Below are 16,767 nucleotides of genomic sequence, written 5' to 3'. Positions count from 1 at the left end.
AACTTTTAACATTATAAACTCTTAAACTTCTAAACTTTTAACCTTATAAACTCTTAAACTTATAAACTCTTAAACTTCTAAACTCTTAACCTTATAAACCCTTAACCTTATAAACCCTTAACCTTATAAACATTTAACCTTATAAACCCTTAACCTTATAAACATTTAACCTTATAAACCCTTAACCTTATAAACCCTTAACCTTATAAACTTTTAACCTTATAAACTTTTAACCTTATAAACTTTTAACCTTATAAACCCTTAACCTTATAAACCCTTAACCTTATAAACCCTTAACCTTATAAACTTTTAACCTTATAAAACCTTAACCTTATAAACCCTTAACCTTATAAACTTTTAACCTTATAAACTCTTAAACATAAACTCCCAACCTACTAATTCCCCTTCACGCGTATTGTCCATTCAAAATCGATAATAGAAACTTGGTCGCCTTTTTCGTCTGTACCTATAGATTTCATCCAAAAGGTTTGTCCTTCACCTGTGGCAATGGTTTTTTGAATAGCTTCAGAAATCAAATGTCCTTCTGAACAAGTAAAAGTAATACGCCCTGTCGCTTTTTTAGTAAATGTTCCTTTGTTGTTAGCTACAAGCATGGATATATTTTTACCGCTTTCTTTTATTTTCATCATGACCAACGCTCCAGTCGTTAATTCGGCCGCCATAGCTTGCACGGCAAAATACATTGAATTGAAAGGGTTTTGGTTGAACCAACGGTGTTTTACTGTGGCTACACAAGTGTTGGCTTCAATATGTTTGACACGCACTCCAGACACAAAAGCCGAAGGTAATTTGAACATCAAAAAAGCATTTAATTTCCCAGGAGTAAATTTCATATCTTATATTTTTTAGCTAATATACAAAAAATACTATGCATGCCTAGTATTTAACAGTAATAAACAACACAATTGGTTCTAACAAAAAATTCACCCTGGGGTTTGTAAATATAAACTGCTCCCATTTTATCTTAAAAAATAGGACAAAAAAGGCAGTTTTAAAAATGTAACCTTCTCGGCGCATCTATTCCCTTTCATTCTTAAAACAATACTAACGAATAGTAATCTATAAAATCGGAGAGCATCGTCTGGAAAAGTCTTTATTTTAAAAGCAATATAAAATGATGTTTTATCTTGTAAATAATCAAAAACAACAAGGGCATTGTGAGGCGTACCGAGGAGTAATATAAATTTTAATTGTTACGCTTCTAAAAGAAAAATTCAAAATATAATTAACGGATACAATTACATAATTATTATTCCTAAACATACTCCGGCAGAATTACTATAAAAAAAAGCTGGCCTATTCGACCAGCTTTTTCTCTTAAAATACACCCCATTATTTTGCTGTACTAGCTTCCACTTTGGGTTCGTAGGTAACTTTAGAAATATCCACTCTAAGTTCTTCCAATCTTTTGTTTATTTTTTCAGGAATTTCTTTTTGGAATTGTCCCCCTAAAATACCCGCTAAGAATTTTTCAATCTCAGCATACATTGCCATAGAGTTCACAGGTTTTCTAAAACCATGACCTTCATCGTTAGCTAATAAATACGTTACTTGCTTTCCTTTATCACGAAGTGCAATCGCAATTTGGTCTGCCTCAGCTTGTTTTACACGTGGGTCATTAGCACCTTGTACAATCATTAACGGTTTTACAATTTTGTCCGCACTAAACAATGGACTTGCTTCCTTAATACGTTGTTTTCCTTCTTCAGTATTAGGATTTCCAACCATTTTGTATAAACCAGCTTTAAAAGACTCCCAATAATCCGGTACACTATTAATCAAAGTTGAAATATTCGAAGGTCCTACAATATCTACCCCACAAGCATACACTTCAGGCGTAAAGGCTAAACCAGCTAAGGTAGCATACCCTCCGTAACTACCACCCATAATAGCTACTTTAGATTTATCGGCAATCCCTTTTTCGATTAAATATTTTACTCCCCAAGTAATATCATCTTGCATTAATTTTCCCCATTGCAAATCACCTGCATTCAAAAACTTCTTACCATACCCACCACTTGCTCTAAAGTTAGGTTGCATCACCGCATAACCTCTATTAGCTAAAAACTGTGCAATGGAATTGTAACCCCACATATCTCTTGGTCCTTTCGGTCCACCGTGTACTAAAATCACTACAGGAAGATTTTTGCCAGTTGTTCCTACTGGCAAAGTTAAATACGCAGGAATTTCTAATCCGTCGCTACTTTTATACGTAATTGGCGTCATAGGAGCCAAATATTGTTCTACCTCTTTTAACTTAGGTCTTGGGGTACATTGAAAAACTAAATTTTTAGTTTCAGCGTCAAAATAGTAAATATCCGTAGCAAATTTATCACCCGATAAATTAACAATCATTTTCTTTTCATCGCTTGTCATGCTTGAAATTCCAATTTCTCTATTTGGAAATTTGCTTTTCAAGAACTCATATAGTTTCTCCCATTTTTTATCCTTCCAGTATCTCTTTGTTTTCTCAGCAGTATAACTCGTATAAATAATTTCTCTTGTAACATCACTCACCCACATACCTCCAAAATCAACACGTTTTTCAGGGTCGCTTTCTACTAAAGTCATTTTTTTAGTAGCCACATCTAAAAGATACAAGGTTGAAAGATTCATATCCCCTTTGTTAGTTACTAAATACACTTGTTTGTTATCCTTAGTCCAATTGCTAACATACGCTTGCTCATCTACCGTATAATCATAAATAGGCGTCAAGCTTTTATCAGCTCCTATAGCATACATCGTGGTATTTCCTTTTGGGTCGGTTTTGTCTAAGATTCTTAAATTTTCATCCCAATCAAAAGTGTACCCCGTTACGCGCTCTGTATTTTCATATATTTTTTTCAATTCCCCAGTTGAAATTTTCAAAGTATACAAATCATGCCAAGCTTTGTCTCTGTCGTTCAACGAAACATATAACAAATCTTTATCTTTTTTACTCACAAATTCAATGCGCGCCACTACGCTTTTCAACGGTGTAAGATTTCTTGATTCTGGTAAGCCCGTTGCTACTTTGTCAGACGGATTCACTACGAAAATATTCATATTTTCATCGCCGTTATTATCCTTTACATATAAGATATTTTTACCGTCTTCCGACCAAAAATAACCATTCATAGGTCTTTTGCTCGCTGTTAAAGGACGTGCTTTTGAAAAAGGCTCTTCAAAAGATTTCACCCAAATATTCATAATGCCTTCGTATTCCTTCAAGAAAGAAACCCATTTACCATCAGGGCTCAATTGGATTCCCGTAATTTCTGGATTTCCAAAAAACAATTCTCTATCCAATACAGGCGCTTTTTGGGCTTGCACTGTAGCCCCAAACAAAAGCAGTAGAGAAAAAGTAAGTCTCAATAATCTGTTCATTTTTTTAAAATTTTAATTTTTATGTACTTCGTTAGTAGGCATAATTAAAATTTTGTTACAAGAAAAATTAAAGAAGTCCTCTTTGATATACCTCTTCTATTTTACACTTCAATAACGCAATCAATTCTGGTTGCATATAATCATACTCATCAGGAATATACAAGCAAACTATTTTTTTGGTTTCATACACTTTAGGATAATGCTTGCGAATAAAATTTCGGTGGTGGCGTTCCATCACAATTATACTATCTGCCCAATCCAGCAATTCTTGAGTAAGCACCACTTGAGCGTTAGCATCTGTCCCAGCTGATGATACTTCAAAACGGTTATCGTCTTGGTAAATCGTATGGGCGGTGGCACTTCGCATTCGGTTGATGTTGCAAATGAAGAGGAGTTTGAGTGTTTTTTTGAGTGATTAAAAAACTAATAACTTTTAAGTTTGGCTAAAATAAGCTTTATTGCTTCATCATCATAAAGATTGAATCAAATTTTAAAAGAGAGAAAAATGCATTAAAATAAGTCTAGGTATTTTGAATTATTCTTTTTCGAAAAGTATTTATATGTGTATATTTGGGGATTAGGCATAATCTTTTAAAATGGACAGAAATATTATTAAACCATATAAAATAACTGAAGATAAAGAAGCAATTCTCTGGAAAGATGCAATAATTGTTTTTGATTCTTCTGCTCTATTAGATTTGTATTATTCTCCAAAATCTGAAAGACAAAAAATAGATACTGAAATATATACAGAATTAAAAGATAGATTATGGCTTCCAAATCACGTTCAATATGAGTTTCTTAAAAATCGTGAAAATAAAATTAAAAAGCCTATAGCGGAAAAGTATGAGCCCTTAAAGAAAAAAATAGAAAATTTAACAACTATTCAAAAATCGGAAATTTCAAAAAGAATAGATGAAATAATAAGGGAAACGATTAAAGGAGACAAACATCCACACCTAAAGCAGGACACACTAAATGACTTTAAAATTATAGTAGAAGATTTTGTAAAGAAAACCGAAGAATTTCAAAAAAAAATACTAAGCGAAATTAGTATTGTTGAAAAAGAAATTACAGATGTTGAGAATGATGATGATGTACTTAATTCTCTAGAAACACATTTCAAAGTAGGCAGAGAATATAGTTTTGCTGAGATTATTGAAATAACAAAAGAAGGAAAGCATAGATACGAATTCAAAATTCCACCTGGATATGGAGATTACTATAATGGCGAAAAAAAAGGAACGCAAATATTCGCAGATTTAATTATTTGGAAACAAATATTAGAATTTTCAAAAGAAGTAAAAAAGTCCATAATTTTTATTACTAATGATATAAAAAAAGATGAAGATTGGTGTTATATTGATAAAAAAGCGACAGAACAAAGAATTCACAGTCCTCGTGAAGAACTTATTAAAGAAATAAAAGATAATTCTTCTGTAGATTTTTGGATGTACAACTTACCTCAATTCTTATATCAAGCAAAAAAACATCTTAATTCGACAATAAAAGATGAAACAATTCAAAATCTTTTTCAATTTATAAATACAAAAAAAAGCAGGAGCAATTATTTAAAATTTAAATGTAATAATTGTGGAAGGATTCATAAATATGACGAATCTGAATTTAATTTAGAATTTGAGTGTGTTGGAGGTTCTGAAAGAAGTATGGGGTCTGAAAATCAATATCAAGCCGAAGAACATTTTAAATGTAGTTGCGGTAATGAAATAGATGTAAAATTTGAATTATGGGAATATCCAATAGGAATTCATAATTATGACAACATTGAAATTGAAAATGCTGAATTATTAGATTCTTTTAATTTTACAATTGATTTTTATGAAGATGAAGAAGATAACTTTATTATTTGTTATTCTTGTGATGGAAATAGAGATGGAATGGGAAATTTTGTGAGATTTGATAATAACATAGAATTAGATAATGAATTTATAGATAAAATCCCAGAAAGCGAATATTCCTCAGTTTCGTGTGGAAATTGTGAATGCTGCGATAGCCTACACATTGAATGCCCCGAATGTGGAGACATTACTTTAATGGACCTAAATTATGCTAATAAAAATATCGAGTGTGAAGGAGGTTGTGGTTTAATATTCAAAATGGACACAACAAATGACAGAGAAAATCTAGGGGAGTATAAATTGAGATTAGTTGATATTAGAATAAAAGAATGTGCGGATTGTGGAGAAAAGTTTGTTGATGAACAAAATATAGAAATATGCGAAGAGTGCGAAGCGAAATATAATGAAGAATAAAAAATATTCCTTACACACTTTATGATATAGTACCGTTTCAGAAAAAAAAACTATCCTATTTTAACAAACCTAACAGGTTTTTGAAACCTGTTAGGTCTTCTAAATAAAACTACTCCTCAAACACTTCCCTAATCTTCCTCCTCCATTTTTCACCTGCTACGGCATATACTTCCTTTAAAAAATCCGTAGCCACAGGTTTGTATTTTCCCTTTTTACATTGGGCTAGAAAATTTCGCAACGCAAGATTCACACGCTCCTCTCCTATCCATTCGCTGAGGTGATACATCGTCACAGCGCCTTTGGAATAGGAAATATGTGGGGTTTCTGATGTGGTTTTAATCAAAGGCACATCACCATTAAATCCGCGTTCGTTGGTGTAAATATCTTGGTGCATTGCTACCACTTCTTCCACTCTTTTTTTACCGTACATTTTTTTGAGTAACATCAATTCGGTGTACATCGCTAAGGTTTCAGTCAGCATTGGGGCACCTTCGCGGTCATCGGGGTTAATTTGAGCATTGCCCCACCATAAATGCGCCAACTCGTGTCCTGCCAGTTCGTTGATGACATCCTGTTGTTTATCGGCTTTGAGGTTGCAATGAAACGCCATATTTTCGGTCATATAAATCGAGGCTGGATAAGCCGTAGCATTAAACCCTTGGGTAAAACTGGAAATCTCAGCAAATCGAATGGTTTTATAGGGATAAGCACCAAAGTTGGTCTCGCAATAGTCCATCGTGATTTTTGCATTTTTGATTAAATGTGCTACATTTTCGTAATGCGACGGATGATAATAGACTTCAAAGCGTTTGCCTTTATAGACTTCTCTTTTTACGGCATAGCGAGCTGAGGAAATCGCAAATCGGAACGGAATTTGACGAGCTTGAAACTGAAACACATTTCGTTGGGATTCTTTCCTAAACTCGACCAATTCCCCTACTCCAATCACAGTTTGGTAACTGGCTGTGGTTACCGTCATATCCAAATCGATTAGGTCGTTATGTAAGGTTCTAGGCGCTGAAAGCGACAAAATCGCTGTGGGTTTCCCTAAACTATTTTGTTGGCGAAGGCGATGGTCTTCCACTTCCATTCCGCTATCATACCCTATTTGCGGATAATACCTACTGATACGCATAAAACTTCCGTTTTCAATAATCGCATTAAACGATTGATGCCCTTTGACAGGATGCCATTGGTAAGCCAATTCAAATTCGAGGGTCAAATTTGTTTTGGGTTGTAAAACTTCGGGTAATCGAACGGCTTGGTTTTGCTGATGGATTGCAACGGAGGTATTGGCATTCTTTACAATGGCTTTGGTTACTTTAAAATCATCTGAAAAACCTATCAAAACTTCCGAAATCGCTTCTTGACTTTTGTTTTCCATTACATAACGCCCTTTGATAATGTACCTATTCTCCTTCGGAAATAAATCGACCGTTGTCACCACTTGGGTAATGATAGGTTGGGGTTTGTTTTGAAATCTTCGGAGTTGCTTTTCGTAATTCACTTTTTGTGCGATGATTTCCTTATCATTTTTAGGTTCATAATCAGCAATCAATAATACTCCTAATCCAATTCCTAAAATCAGTAGCATCGCAATACTAACCAAGACTATTTTTTTTCGGCTGGTAACCGAATATTGAACAAAAACCAATAGTAATGTAAGAACCACAACCAACCCAAAAATCAATCGGATGACCACAACATTTTCATAACTTCCAAATCCGTTCATATCGCTATAATCAAACGGAATCGTGTGCAAGAATTTCAATAACGGATGTTTGATAAAAACTTTTCCTAAACTCGTAGTCAATACCAATGCCACTAGACCTGAAACCGCTAAGGCAATGTATTTATTTGGAAGTATTTTTTGAAACAACAGCGACAAAGCCCCCAACACCAGCAAGGGTAAAGTAACTAAATAGAATATCTTAGCATATATCGTCCAGTCAAAAAAAGCATACTGATACAAAAATTGAAAAAGTACCCCTTGTACTATCAATAACAAGGTTAACACTATTACCAAAATCGCCAACGTGAACCACAAGGACCAAAAACGCCATTGACTATTAGCCGTAGTCGTTTCCATAAAATGAAATCGGTTGACTTGACTGCGCCAATGCAAATCATTAGCATAAAACACCATTATACAAACGCCCAAGGGGTAGAAATTTTGTATAATCGTAGAAACTAATAATCCAGATGTAGCATATTTTTGAGGAAGTCGGATGCCTTTTTCTATTTCGGCATACATTTCCATCCCAACGGCAAACAAAATCCCAAGCACAATCAATAAAAACGGAATGCTTTTTAACGCATATTTAGTGTTTATTCGAGTAAAAGACACAAAGGATTGCCATTGCGATATCGCTGTAAATTGAGGCGCTACAAATTGAAACGGAACTGTTTTTATTTCTTGCGTAATAGCTAACCCTTTTCCTTTTTTTACTTTGGAAAATAATTGAAAACGTTTGGATGTTACTACTAATAACCCAATTGAAATCAATACTACGCCTATTCGATTGGCCGAAACCATTCCGAATATATTCAAATAGTCAACATTTTTTTGTTGGATGCTCCAACTTGACGTCTGATTAAAAAAGGCGGACAATCCGAAAGGGTCAAAAACACCCGACCAAAATTGAACGGCTTTCGATTGAGGCAACTGATTCGCCATAAAAGGCGAACCTGAAAACACCATTGTCACCATATACAACACATACAGAAGCAATCCGCTTACATAAATCATCATTTTACTTTGGCTCCACCACGCCACACTGGTCGTCACCGCTACTACAAAAAAAGTATTGACAACTGTAAAAAGCAGCATCGGTTGGATATAATACGAAAGATGAAAACCCGCATCTTTCCAATCGGTTGCTAGGGATTCCCGACCGATAAAAAAGCTACTAGTCAACAACAACGTAAACGAAAAACTAACGATAAACACCGACAGAAATCTTGCCCAAAGAAACTTGTTCCTATTAATAGGCAAAGCAAAATAAATCAGTTGGAACCGATGTTCGATTTCTTTCAAGGAAGCTTGAGCCGTAAAAAGTGTCCCAAAAAACAAGGCGGTCAAACTCAAAAAACCAGTGATAAATGCCACTTGGTACGTACCATTATAACATAAGGCGTCCGCCAAAGTAAATCGAGCTTTGCTTCCTGCAAAAATTCCGAAAGTCACTACAACTACCAATGCCAACCAAGTCTTTTTAGCTTTAAAAAAAGACTGCAAATCAAAAAATAAAATGGTTCTCATAACATTCCTACTTTTTGGTGTAACGCTGAAAAATAGACTTCTTCCAAAGAAGGTTCGACGCTTTCAAAATCAGCCAATGTGGTTTCTGAATAGACTTGAACCATTAATTTCCCTTCTCGGTAATACGAGGCAATCACTTCATATTCCGATTGATAATAAGCTAATTCGGAAGTTGTGATTTGTTTGCACCAAACTTTGCCTTCCAATTCGGCTACCAAGACATTCGGTTTTCCTTGCAGAATGATTTTCCCATTTTGCATAATCGCCATTTTCGAACATAAATTCCGAACGTCTTCAACCAAATGTGTCGATAAAATCACAATGCGGTCGTTGCCTATTTCGCTCAACAAGCCGTTAAACCGATTGCGTTCTTCGGGGTCTAGACCCGCTGTAGGCTCGTCCACAATAATTACGGAAGGATTCCCCAAAAGGGCTTGAGCGACTCCAAAACGTTGTTTCATTCCGCCAGAAAATGTGGCTACTTCTTTATGACGCTGTGGAAACAGATTCACTTTTTCCAATAACGAATGAATTTGTTCTTTACGCGCATTGGCATTGGTCACTCCTTTTAAAATAGCCAGATGTTGCAACAAATCATAAGCCGAAACTTTAGGATATACCCCAAAATCCTGTGGCAAAAACCCCAAATGTTGTTGGATGAATTTCGGATGTTGCAATACATCGACTCCATTAAAGAGCACGGTTCCTGAATCGACAGATTGCAAACCCACTAAAGTGCGCATTAAAGAGGATTTTCCTGCTCCATTAGGCCCTAATAAACCAAACATTCCGTTGGTAATCTCAAGCGATACGTCTTGTAAGGCTTGTACTCCATTGCTGTACTGCTTTTGGAGATTTTGAATGATTAAACTGTTCATTTTTTGATGATTTTTATTGATGATTATTGACCTAACAGGTTTTAAAAACCTGTTAGGTTTTGGTAACTTTTAAACTCCATTCTTAGTAAATAGCTCGTATGATACCTGACAGGTTTTGGAAACCTGTCAGGTGTAAAAAGCATACGAAATAGACATAGCAATCCCTATCGGTAAATCAACCGACTAGTAAAACACATTAAATCAAAAGATTACTCGCTAACGTATTCTAATACATCGCCTGGCTGGCACTGCAAAGCTTCGCAAATGGCTTCGAGGGTATCAAACCGAATTCCTTTGGCTTTTCCTGTTTTTAGAATCGATAAATTAGCGGTGGTGATACCAATTTTTTCAGCCAATTCTTTCGATTGCATTTTGCGCTTTGCCAGCATTACATCTACATTTACTATAATTGGCATACTATATATATAAATCTTGTTCGTTTTGTAAATTCACTCCTTGTTCAAAAATAGCCGACATAAAATAGATAAAAATGCCCATTATAGAATGCGCAATTATCATCGCTATAAACGGAAAATCTTCGATACTTATCATCGACCAAATAATAGCAATTACGGGATACAATCCTAAATTGAACCAATAAAACTGTTTTAAATAAGCAAGTCCGTTTTTAGTAAATAAACGTTCTTGCTTGAACGCTTTGAATACATTTCCTAATACCCAGAAGAAAAGACCGTAAACCCCAATTCCAATGACCATTTCTGCAACGTACTCAAATGTATATGCTGAACCTAGTAAAAAATGTTTAGTCGTAAAAGGAAAATTAATAGCAAATCTATTTTTATCTAACATTTCAAAAAAAGAACCACCGAAAGCACAGTTAACTAAAGTATAAAAAGCCGTAAAGAGGTAGCCCAACGCTATCAATTTGACTATTTTTTCTAAAATGGAAGCTATTATTTTTACTGATTTCATTGTCTCTAATTTTACAATTACAAGACAAATATAATAATTAATTATCGTAAAACAATAATTTTATATCTTTTTATTTAAAACTAATTCTTCTATTAATAACTCCTTATTTTTTTCAAAACCAAAATATGCGAAAACAAAACAAGCGGAACTACACAAGTCGCCAAATACGTAAAAGGGAATTGCAATATTGCTACATTGGGTTGGTTAAAACCAAATTGTTGAATAGGCAACGGAGATGATAAAATTGCGATACTGACAATAAAAAGTAAAAAACCAATTCCAATATAATTCCAAATCCGAAGTACGTTTTTAGCTATCCTATCTTTCCTTTTTAGAATATACAAAAACACAAACAAAGAAGAAATTCCAATAAAAACATCGTAATTCCAACCTTCAAAAGTCATTATCCTAGGAATCTTTTTTTGAATAAAAAGTCCGTATAAAATAAATTCTACAGAAACTCTTATAAAATGAATTAAGGTGAGTATTTTTAAATTAATCGTTGCCAAGGCTATTTTATTTGTTAACCTAAATATAATTAGTATGGTTAAAAGAATAAATAATGGGAAAATTTTAGGATTGTTTTTAAAAATTTGAAAGTAATTTAAAATTCCTATGATAGATTGCCATAGTAAAAAGACAATTAGCACTTTTTTGTTTTTACCAATGCCTAAATAAAAAGTATATAGAGTAATGATTGTAATTAATACGAAAGAAAGACTTAACAAATTTTCCATTTTTCAAGATTTACTTCAAAAGTAAGTTTAAGTTGATTCAAAAAAATTGTCCTATGATAATAAATCTAAAAATCTGCTTTTCAAAAAATATACATATAAATTTGCACAATTCAAAAAACATTCTATACATTTGCATTATACAAATAATTGAAAAAAAAAATGCAAAATAGTTTAAACAATACTTGGTGGTGGAACAACTTACGTCAAACGTCGTGAGCAGTACCAGCTATGTAGTAGTTTAAAAACATAATATACTCCAAAAGGCTTGTCAATCACGACAAGCCTTTTTTTATTGTTAAAAATTTAGAAAACACACAAAATGAACAAAATACAATTACATACCACCTACAAACAAATCCTTGCCGACACCATTACGCCGGTAAGCATTTACTTGAAACTAAGGGACAAATTTCCGCACAGCATTTTGCTAGAAAGTAACGATTACCATACCAATGATAAAAGTTTTTCGTACATCTGTTGCAATCCCATAGCTTCGATTACGATTCAAAATGAGACTATAACCACTTCTTTTCCTGATGGTTCTTCTACTACCAAAAGCATCAGCCATAAAAAAGAAGTCTTGGATGCCATAGAAAACTTCACTACAAGTTTTGAAGTAGAAAAATCTAATTTCAAATTTATAACTAATGGACTTTTTGGATTCACTACGTTTGATGCCGTTCGCTATTTCGAAAAAGTGGATATCCAAAAAAAACAAGGGGATTTAGCCATTCCCGATATGCATTATAGCGTCTATCAGAATATCATCGCTATCAATCACTTTAAAAATGAAGCCTATTTGTTTTGCCATAGTACCGACGGACAGGATAATTTAGCCGAAATCGAGCAATACATACAATCGAAAACTTTTGCTTCATATACTTTTGAGCGTGAAGGGCAAAGTACTTCTAACCTGACCGATGAGGCTTTTAAACAAAATGTCAGCTTAGGCAAGAAACATTGTGCCCGTGGCGATGTGTTCCAGTTGGTGTTGTCGCGTCGCTTTTCGCAAAAATTCAAAGGCGACGAATTTAATGTGTATCGTGCTTTACGAAGCATCAACCCTTCTCCTTACCTCTTCTATTTTGATTATGGTAATTTCAAAATTATGGGTTCGTCTCCTGAAGCGCAAATCATCATTCAAAATCGCAAAGCCGAAATCCATCCTATCGCAGGAACTTTCAAACGTACAGGCGATGATGAAAAAGATGCGCTTTTGGCAAAACAATTATCAGAAGACCCTAAAGAAAATAGCGAACATGTAATGTTAGTCGATTTAGCCCGCAACGATTTGAGTCGCAACGGACATCAGGTGCAAGTAGAAAAATACAGAGAAGTCCAATTCTTTTCACACGTCATTCATTTGGTTTCCAAAGTAACCAGCGAATTACACGAATCGGCAACAACGATGCAAGTAGTTGCCGATACCTTTCCAGCGGGAACACTTTCGGGAGCGCCTAAACATAAAGCCTTACATTTAATCGAAGAAATTGAAAACACTAACCGTTCGTTTTACGGTGGTGCCATTGGGGTAATGGATTTTGAAGGAAATTTTAATCACGCCATAATGATTCGTACTTTTATTAGCAAAAATCACGAATTGCATTATCAAGCTGGTGCGGGTATCGTAAACGATTCGGTAGAAGAAAGTGAAAATAACGAAGTGTTTAACAAATTAGGAGCGTTGAATAAAGCGCTGGAGTTAGCGGAAACTATATAAAAAGTTAAAAATTGTTTAAAGTTTCAGGTTACGCAACTTGAAACCTGAAACAAAAAAAGAAAATAAAGATGAATACAACACATACAACAGTTCCCCCTTCGGGGGCTAGGGGGCTCATAGCAGTCATAGACAATTACGATAGTTTTACCTACAACCTAGTACATTACCTAGAAGATTTAGATTGTGAGGTTACGGTGTATCGCAACGATGAGTTTGAATTAACCGAGCTTGAAAAGTTTGATAAAATCCTGCTTTCTCCAGGTCCTGGGATTCCGAGTGAGGCGGGGTTACTAAAACAAGTAATTGAAAAATATGCGCCTACCAAAAGTATCTTGGGGGTTTGCCTTGGGCAACAAGCGATAGGAGAAGTTTTTGGCGGACAGTTAACCAACCTAGAAAAGGTGTATCACGGAGTAGCTACAAAGGTCAAATTAACGAATCCGGATGAAGTCCTTTTCAGAGATTTACCAGAGGAGTTTGAAGTGGGTCGTTACCATTCTTGGGTGGTGGCTAATGAAAACTTCCCAGGGGTTTTGGAAGTAACTTCGGTAGATGAAAACGGACAAATTATGTCATTGAAACATAAGTCCTACGATGTTCGTGGGGTGCAATACCATCCTGAAAGTGTGCTAACTCCTTTGGGTAAAAAGATTTTAGAGAATTGGGTGAGTTGGTGTGAATAGTTACACAAAGTCACACAAAGTCCTTTCACAAAGTCAAAGAAGTTTTTTTCATTGTGAAACGTTGTGAAAAAACATTGTGTTACATTGTGTTACTTCATTTCATAGAATCATACAAATGAACTTTTAATTTTTAATTCATCATTTTTAATTCACACCTAATGAAATCAACACTTAATAAATTATTCCAACACGAAACGCTTTCGCAAGAGGAGGCGTACCAAATATTAGTCAACATTTCACACGGACAATACAATCCGAGTCAGATTGCATCGTTCTTAACAGTGTTTATGATGCGCCCTATTACCATTGCTGAATTAGCAGGTTTCCGTCAAGCGCTATTAGATTTATGTATCGCAACCGATTTTTCGGCTTATGATACCATTGACCTTTGTGGAACGGGCGGCGATGGAAAAGATACGTTTAACATTTCGACTTTAGCGTCTTTTATCACGGCAGGTGCAGGTACCAAAGTGACTAAACACGGTAATTACGGACTTTCTTCTATTTCTGGATCGAGTAATGTAATGGAAAACCTTGGGGTTAAATTCAGTAATGACAAAGGCTTTTTAGAAAAATGTTTGGAAGAAGCAAATATTTGTATTCTTCACGCACCGCTTTTCCACCCTGCAATGAAAGAAGTAGCGCCTATCCGAAAGGAATTGGGAGTAAAAACCTTCTTTAATATGTTAGGCCCAATGGTAAATCCGAGTTTTCCTAAACATCAAATGGTGGGTGTTTTCAATTTAGAATTGGCTCGTATGTATGCTTATTTGTACCAAAATACCGAAACTAATTTTACCATTTTACACGATTTAGATGGTTATGATGAAGTATCGTTAACGAATGCTACCAAAGTTATTTCTCGTAATACCGAAAGAATCTTAAAACCTGAAGATTTTAGCGCATCCAAATTAAACGCTATCGATATTGCTGGCGGAACTACCGTACAAGAATCGGCGGATATTTTTATGACTATTCTTCAAGGTAACGGTACTACGGCTCAAAACAATGTGGTCTGTGCCAATGCTGGATTGGCTATCGCCACCGCTCAAAATTGCTCGGTACTCGACGGCTTTGAACTAGCCAAAGAGAGTTTAATGAGTGGAAGCGCTTTGGAGAAGCTGGAGAAGCTACAGTTGTTGAGTGGTCAGTAATAAGTGTTCAGTGTTCAGTAATTAGTGTTCAGTCTCAGAACTTTTAAACTTTAAACATTGAACTTTAAACAAAAAAAGAAATGAATATTCTAGACAAAATAATAGCAGATAAAAAAATAGAAGTTGAACTTAAAAAATCGATTATTCCAGTGAGCCAATTGGAGCAATCTGTGTTATTTGGAGGTAAAACGACTTCGATGAGTAAGAATTTACGAAACAACTTTGTGGGTATTATCACCGAACACAAACGTAGGTCGCCCTCTAAAGCGGTTATCAATCAAAATCATAGTGTGGACACAGTGGTAACGGGGTATCAAAATGGAGGTGCTTCGGGGATTTCTGTGCTGACTGATGGAAAATACTTCGGAGGTTCGTTAGATGATTTACTTCTCGCTAAAGCTTCGACTTCGGTGCCTTTATTACGAAAAGAATTTATCGTGGATGAATACCAAATTCTTGAAGCTAAGGCTTATGGTGCCGATACCATTTTATTGATTGCTGCGGTTTTAACCCGAGAAGAAATCAAACTATTATCGGAATTTGCGCAATCTTTGGCTTTAGAAGTTTTATTGGAAGTCCACAACGAAGAAGAATTGGAAAAATCGATTATGCCGAGCTTGGATATGATTGGCGTAAACAATCGTAATCTAAAAACCTTTGAAGTTAGTTTAGATTATAGCAAAGAACTCGCTCCTAAAATCCCGAATGAGTTTGTTAAAGTTTCTGAAAGTGGAATTAGCGAACCTAGTGCTGTGATTGAACTCCAGCAATATGGTTACCAAGGTTTTTTAATCGGTGAAAATTTTATGAAAACCGATAATCCAGAAGTAGCGTTAAAGGAGTTTATTAAAAAAATAACCATATAAGTCATATAAGAGCATAAAAGATAAAACTTAAATGGACTTATATGACTTATATGGTAAAAACAAAACACTATGAAAATCAAAATATGCGGAATGAAATACCCTGTCAACATACAGGCAGTTTCAAAACTAAAACCCGATTATTTAGGTTTTATTTTTTATGAAATGTCTCCAAGGCATTGCACAGGAAATATCCCTGAGATTCCCAATACCATCAAAAAAGTGGGCGTGTTTGTCAATGCTGATTTGGAAACCATTCAACAAAAAATACAACAGTATAAATTCAATGCAGTGCAATTACACGGAAAAGAGTCTGCAACGATGTGCCAAGCGTTAAAAGACACTTCAATTGAAGTTATCAAAGTATTTTCGGTGGATGCTCATTTTGATTTTCAAAGTATAATTAACTACGAAAATGTTTGCGACTATTATTTGTTTGATACCAAAGGACAACAACACGGAGGCAATGGATTTACTTTTGATTGGGATATTTTAAAAAATTATCATTCCGATAAACCTTATTTTTTAAGTGGAGGTATTGGCATCAACGAATTAGACACCCTAAAAGCTTTCCTAAAAACTGACGTCGGTCAAAAATGTTACGCCATAGACGTGAATAGTAAATTTGAAATCGACGCAGGGCTGAAAGATGTGGAGAGATGTAGGGAGTTGATTGATAAGTTGGGTGATGGATGATGGAAGTCAGAATTTAGAATTTAGAAAAAGTGATTAGTATTCAGTGTATTAGTGTTCAGTTAGAAGAGTGAATAGTAAAAGTAATTAATTAAAAACTTTGTGAAACTTTGTGCCTTACTTTGTGCAACTCTGTGTAACAAGAAAACTTTGAAACCTGAAACTTGAAACCTGAAACAAATAA

Annotated in this window: 14 protein-coding genes; 6 read left to right on the top strand and 8 right to left on the bottom strand. The window is 34.8% G+C overall.

The window, feature by feature from the left end; genetic code table 11:
- Window positions 1–395: 395 nt before the first annotated feature.
- The 3 genes from ACQY29_RS09215 to ACQY29_RS09205 all read right to left on the bottom strand — a co-directional run bounded on the left by ACQY29_RS09215 (window position 396) and on the right by ACQY29_RS09205 (window position 3,754).
- Window positions 396–854, bottom strand: coding sequence for a DUF4442 domain-containing protein (locus ACQY29_RS09215; protein ID WP_428224902.1), 459 nt, complete (start codon window positions 852–854; stop codon window positions 396–398).
- Between the two features lie 499 nt (window positions 855–1,353).
- Window positions 1,354–3,387, bottom strand: coding sequence for a S9 family peptidase (locus tag ACQY29_RS09210; protein WP_428224901.1), 2,034 nt, complete (start codon window positions 3,385–3,387; stop codon window positions 1,354–1,356).
- Between the two features lie 67 nt (window positions 3,388–3,454).
- Window positions 3,455–3,754: a hypothetical protein gene (locus ACQY29_RS09205; protein ID WP_428224900.1), complete on the bottom strand. Its 300-nt coding sequence runs from the start codon at window positions 3,752–3,754 to the stop codon at window positions 3,455–3,457.
- Between the two features lie 229 nt (window positions 3,755–3,983).
- Between ACQY29_RS09205 and ACQY29_RS09200 the strand changes: the two genes are divergently transcribed.
- Entirely contained in the window at window positions 3,984–5,660 is a 1,677-nt protein-coding gene (locus ACQY29_RS09200) for a PIN-like domain-containing protein (RefSeq protein ID WP_428224899.1), read from the top strand.
- Between the two features lie 109 nt (window positions 5,661–5,769).
- On the opposite strand, the gene ACQY29_RS09195 is transcribed toward ACQY29_RS09200, so the two are convergent.
- The 5 genes from ACQY29_RS09195 to ACQY29_RS09175 all read right to left on the bottom strand — a co-directional run bounded on the left by ACQY29_RS09195 (window position 5,770) and on the right by ACQY29_RS09175 (window position 11,470).
- Window positions 5,770–8,922, bottom strand: a complete 3,153-nt coding sequence (locus tag ACQY29_RS09195; RefSeq protein WP_428224898.1) for a M1 family aminopeptidase — start codon at window positions 8,920–8,922, stop codon at window positions 5,770–5,772.
- On the bottom strand, window positions 8,919–9,800 hold the full coding sequence (locus ACQY29_RS09190; RefSeq protein ID WP_428224897.1) for an ABC transporter ATP-binding protein: 882 nt from the start codon (window positions 9,798–9,800) through the stop codon (window positions 8,919–8,921). Before ACQY29_RS09190 ends, ACQY29_RS09195 begins: the two co-directional genes overlap by 4 nt.
- A 209-nt stretch (window positions 9,801–10,009) precedes the next feature.
- Window positions 10,010–10,216, bottom strand: a complete 207-nt coding sequence (locus ACQY29_RS09185; RefSeq protein WP_428224896.1) for a helix-turn-helix domain-containing protein — start codon at window positions 10,214–10,216, stop codon at window positions 10,010–10,012.
- A gap of 1 nt (window position 10,217) precedes the next feature.
- Window positions 10,218–10,733: a DUF2975 domain-containing protein gene (locus ACQY29_RS09180; protein WP_428224895.1), complete on the bottom strand. Its 516-nt coding sequence runs from the start codon at window positions 10,731–10,733 to the stop codon at window positions 10,218–10,220.
- Window positions 10,734–10,825: 92 nt separating this feature from the next.
- A complete protein-coding gene (locus ACQY29_RS09175; protein WP_428224894.1) occupies window positions 10,826–11,470 on the bottom strand; it encodes a hypothetical protein in 645 nt (214 codons plus the stop codon).
- Window positions 11,471–11,789: 319 nt separating this feature from the next.
- Between ACQY29_RS09175 and ACQY29_RS09170 the strand changes: the two genes are divergently transcribed.
- The 5 genes from ACQY29_RS09170 to ACQY29_RS09150 all read left to right on the top strand — a co-directional run bounded on the left by ACQY29_RS09170 (window position 11,790) and on the right by ACQY29_RS09150 (window position 16,586).
- Entirely contained in the window at window positions 11,790–13,190 is a 1,401-nt protein-coding gene (locus ACQY29_RS09170) for an anthranilate synthase component I family protein (protein ID WP_428224893.1), read from the top strand.
- A 68-nt stretch (window positions 13,191–13,258) separates the two neighbouring features.
- Window positions 13,259–13,873, top strand: a complete 615-nt coding sequence (locus ACQY29_RS09165) for an anthranilate synthase component II (RefSeq protein WP_428224892.1) — start codon at window positions 13,259–13,261, stop codon at window positions 13,871–13,873.
- Window positions 13,874–14,031: 158 nt separating this feature from the next.
- Window positions 14,032–15,027 carry an anthranilate phosphoribosyltransferase gene (trpD, locus tag ACQY29_RS09160; RefSeq protein ID WP_428224891.1) on the top strand — a complete coding sequence of 332 codons (996 nt, stop codon included), beginning with the start codon at window positions 14,032–14,034 and terminating at the stop codon, window positions 15,025–15,027.
- Between the two features lie 80 nt (window positions 15,028–15,107).
- A complete protein-coding gene (gene trpC, locus ACQY29_RS09155; RefSeq protein WP_428224890.1) occupies window positions 15,108–15,893 on the top strand; it encodes an indole-3-glycerol phosphate synthase TrpC in 786 nt (261 codons plus the stop codon).
- A 69-nt stretch (window positions 15,894–15,962) separates the two neighbouring features.
- Window positions 15,963–16,586: a phosphoribosylanthranilate isomerase gene (locus ACQY29_RS09150; protein WP_428224889.1), complete on the top strand. Its 624-nt coding sequence runs from the start codon at window positions 15,963–15,965 to the stop codon at window positions 16,584–16,586.
- Window positions 16,587–16,767: the final 181 nt, after the last annotated feature.

Origin of the sequence: Flavobacterium sp., assembly GCF_965262375.1 — a bacterium.
GTDB lineage: Bacteria > Bacteroidota > Bacteroidia > Flavobacteriales > Flavobacteriaceae > Flavobacterium.
Note: the sequence above shows the minus strand (reverse complement) of the source record. Positions and strands in the feature narration are given on the sequence as shown.

What these genes read in the sequence shown, in the direction of transcription:
- ACQY29_RS09210 (WP_428224901.1), bottom strand. Translation starts at nt 3,387, where the DNA reads ATGAACAGATTATTGAGACTTACTTTTTCTCTACTGCTTTTGTTTGGG.
- ACQY29_RS09215 (WP_428224902.1), bottom strand. Translation starts at nt 854, where the DNA reads ATGAAATTTACTCCTGGGAAATTAAATGCTTTTTTGATGTTCAAATTA.
- ACQY29_RS09170 (WP_428224893.1), top strand. Translation starts at nt 11,790, where the DNA reads ATGAACAAAATACAATTACATACCACCTACAAACAAATCCTTGCCGAC.
- ACQY29_RS09180 (WP_428224895.1), bottom strand. Translation starts at nt 10,733, where the DNA reads ATGAAATCAGTAAAAATAATAGCTTCCATTTTAGAAAAAATAGTCAAA.
- ACQY29_RS09185 (WP_428224896.1), bottom strand. Translation starts at nt 10,216, where the DNA reads ATGCCAATTATAGTAAATGTAGATGTAATGCTGGCAAAGCGCAAAATG.
- ACQY29_RS09195 (WP_428224898.1), bottom strand. Translation starts at nt 8,922, where the DNA reads ATGAGAACCATTTTATTTTTTGATTTGCAGTCTTTTTTTAAAGCTAAA.
- ACQY29_RS09205 (WP_428224900.1), bottom strand. Translation starts at nt 3,754, where the DNA reads ATGCGAAGTGCCACCGCCCATACGATTTACCAAGACGATAACCGTTTT.
- ACQY29_RS09200 (WP_428224899.1), top strand. Translation starts at nt 3,984, where the DNA reads ATGGACAGAAATATTATTAAACCATATAAAATAACTGAAGATAAAGAA.
- ACQY29_RS09175 (WP_428224894.1), bottom strand. Translation starts at nt 11,470, where the DNA reads ATGGAAAATTTGTTAAGTCTTTCTTTCGTATTAATTACAATCATTACT.
- ACQY29_RS09150 (WP_428224889.1), top strand. Translation starts at nt 15,963, where the DNA reads ATGAAAATCAAAATATGCGGAATGAAATACCCTGTCAACATACAGGCA.
- trpD (WP_428224891.1), top strand. Translation starts at nt 14,032, where the DNA reads ATGAAATCAACACTTAATAAATTATTCCAACACGAAACGCTTTCGCAA.
- ACQY29_RS09190 (WP_428224897.1), bottom strand. Translation starts at nt 9,800, where the DNA reads ATGAACAGTTTAATCATTCAAAATCTCCAAAAGCAGTACAGCAATGGA.
- trpC (WP_428224890.1), top strand. Translation starts at nt 15,108, where the DNA reads ATGAATATTCTAGACAAAATAATAGCAGATAAAAAAATAGAAGTTGAA.
- ACQY29_RS09165 (WP_428224892.1), top strand. Translation starts at nt 13,259, where the DNA reads ATGAATACAACACATACAACAGTTCCCCCTTCGGGGGCTAGGGGGCTC.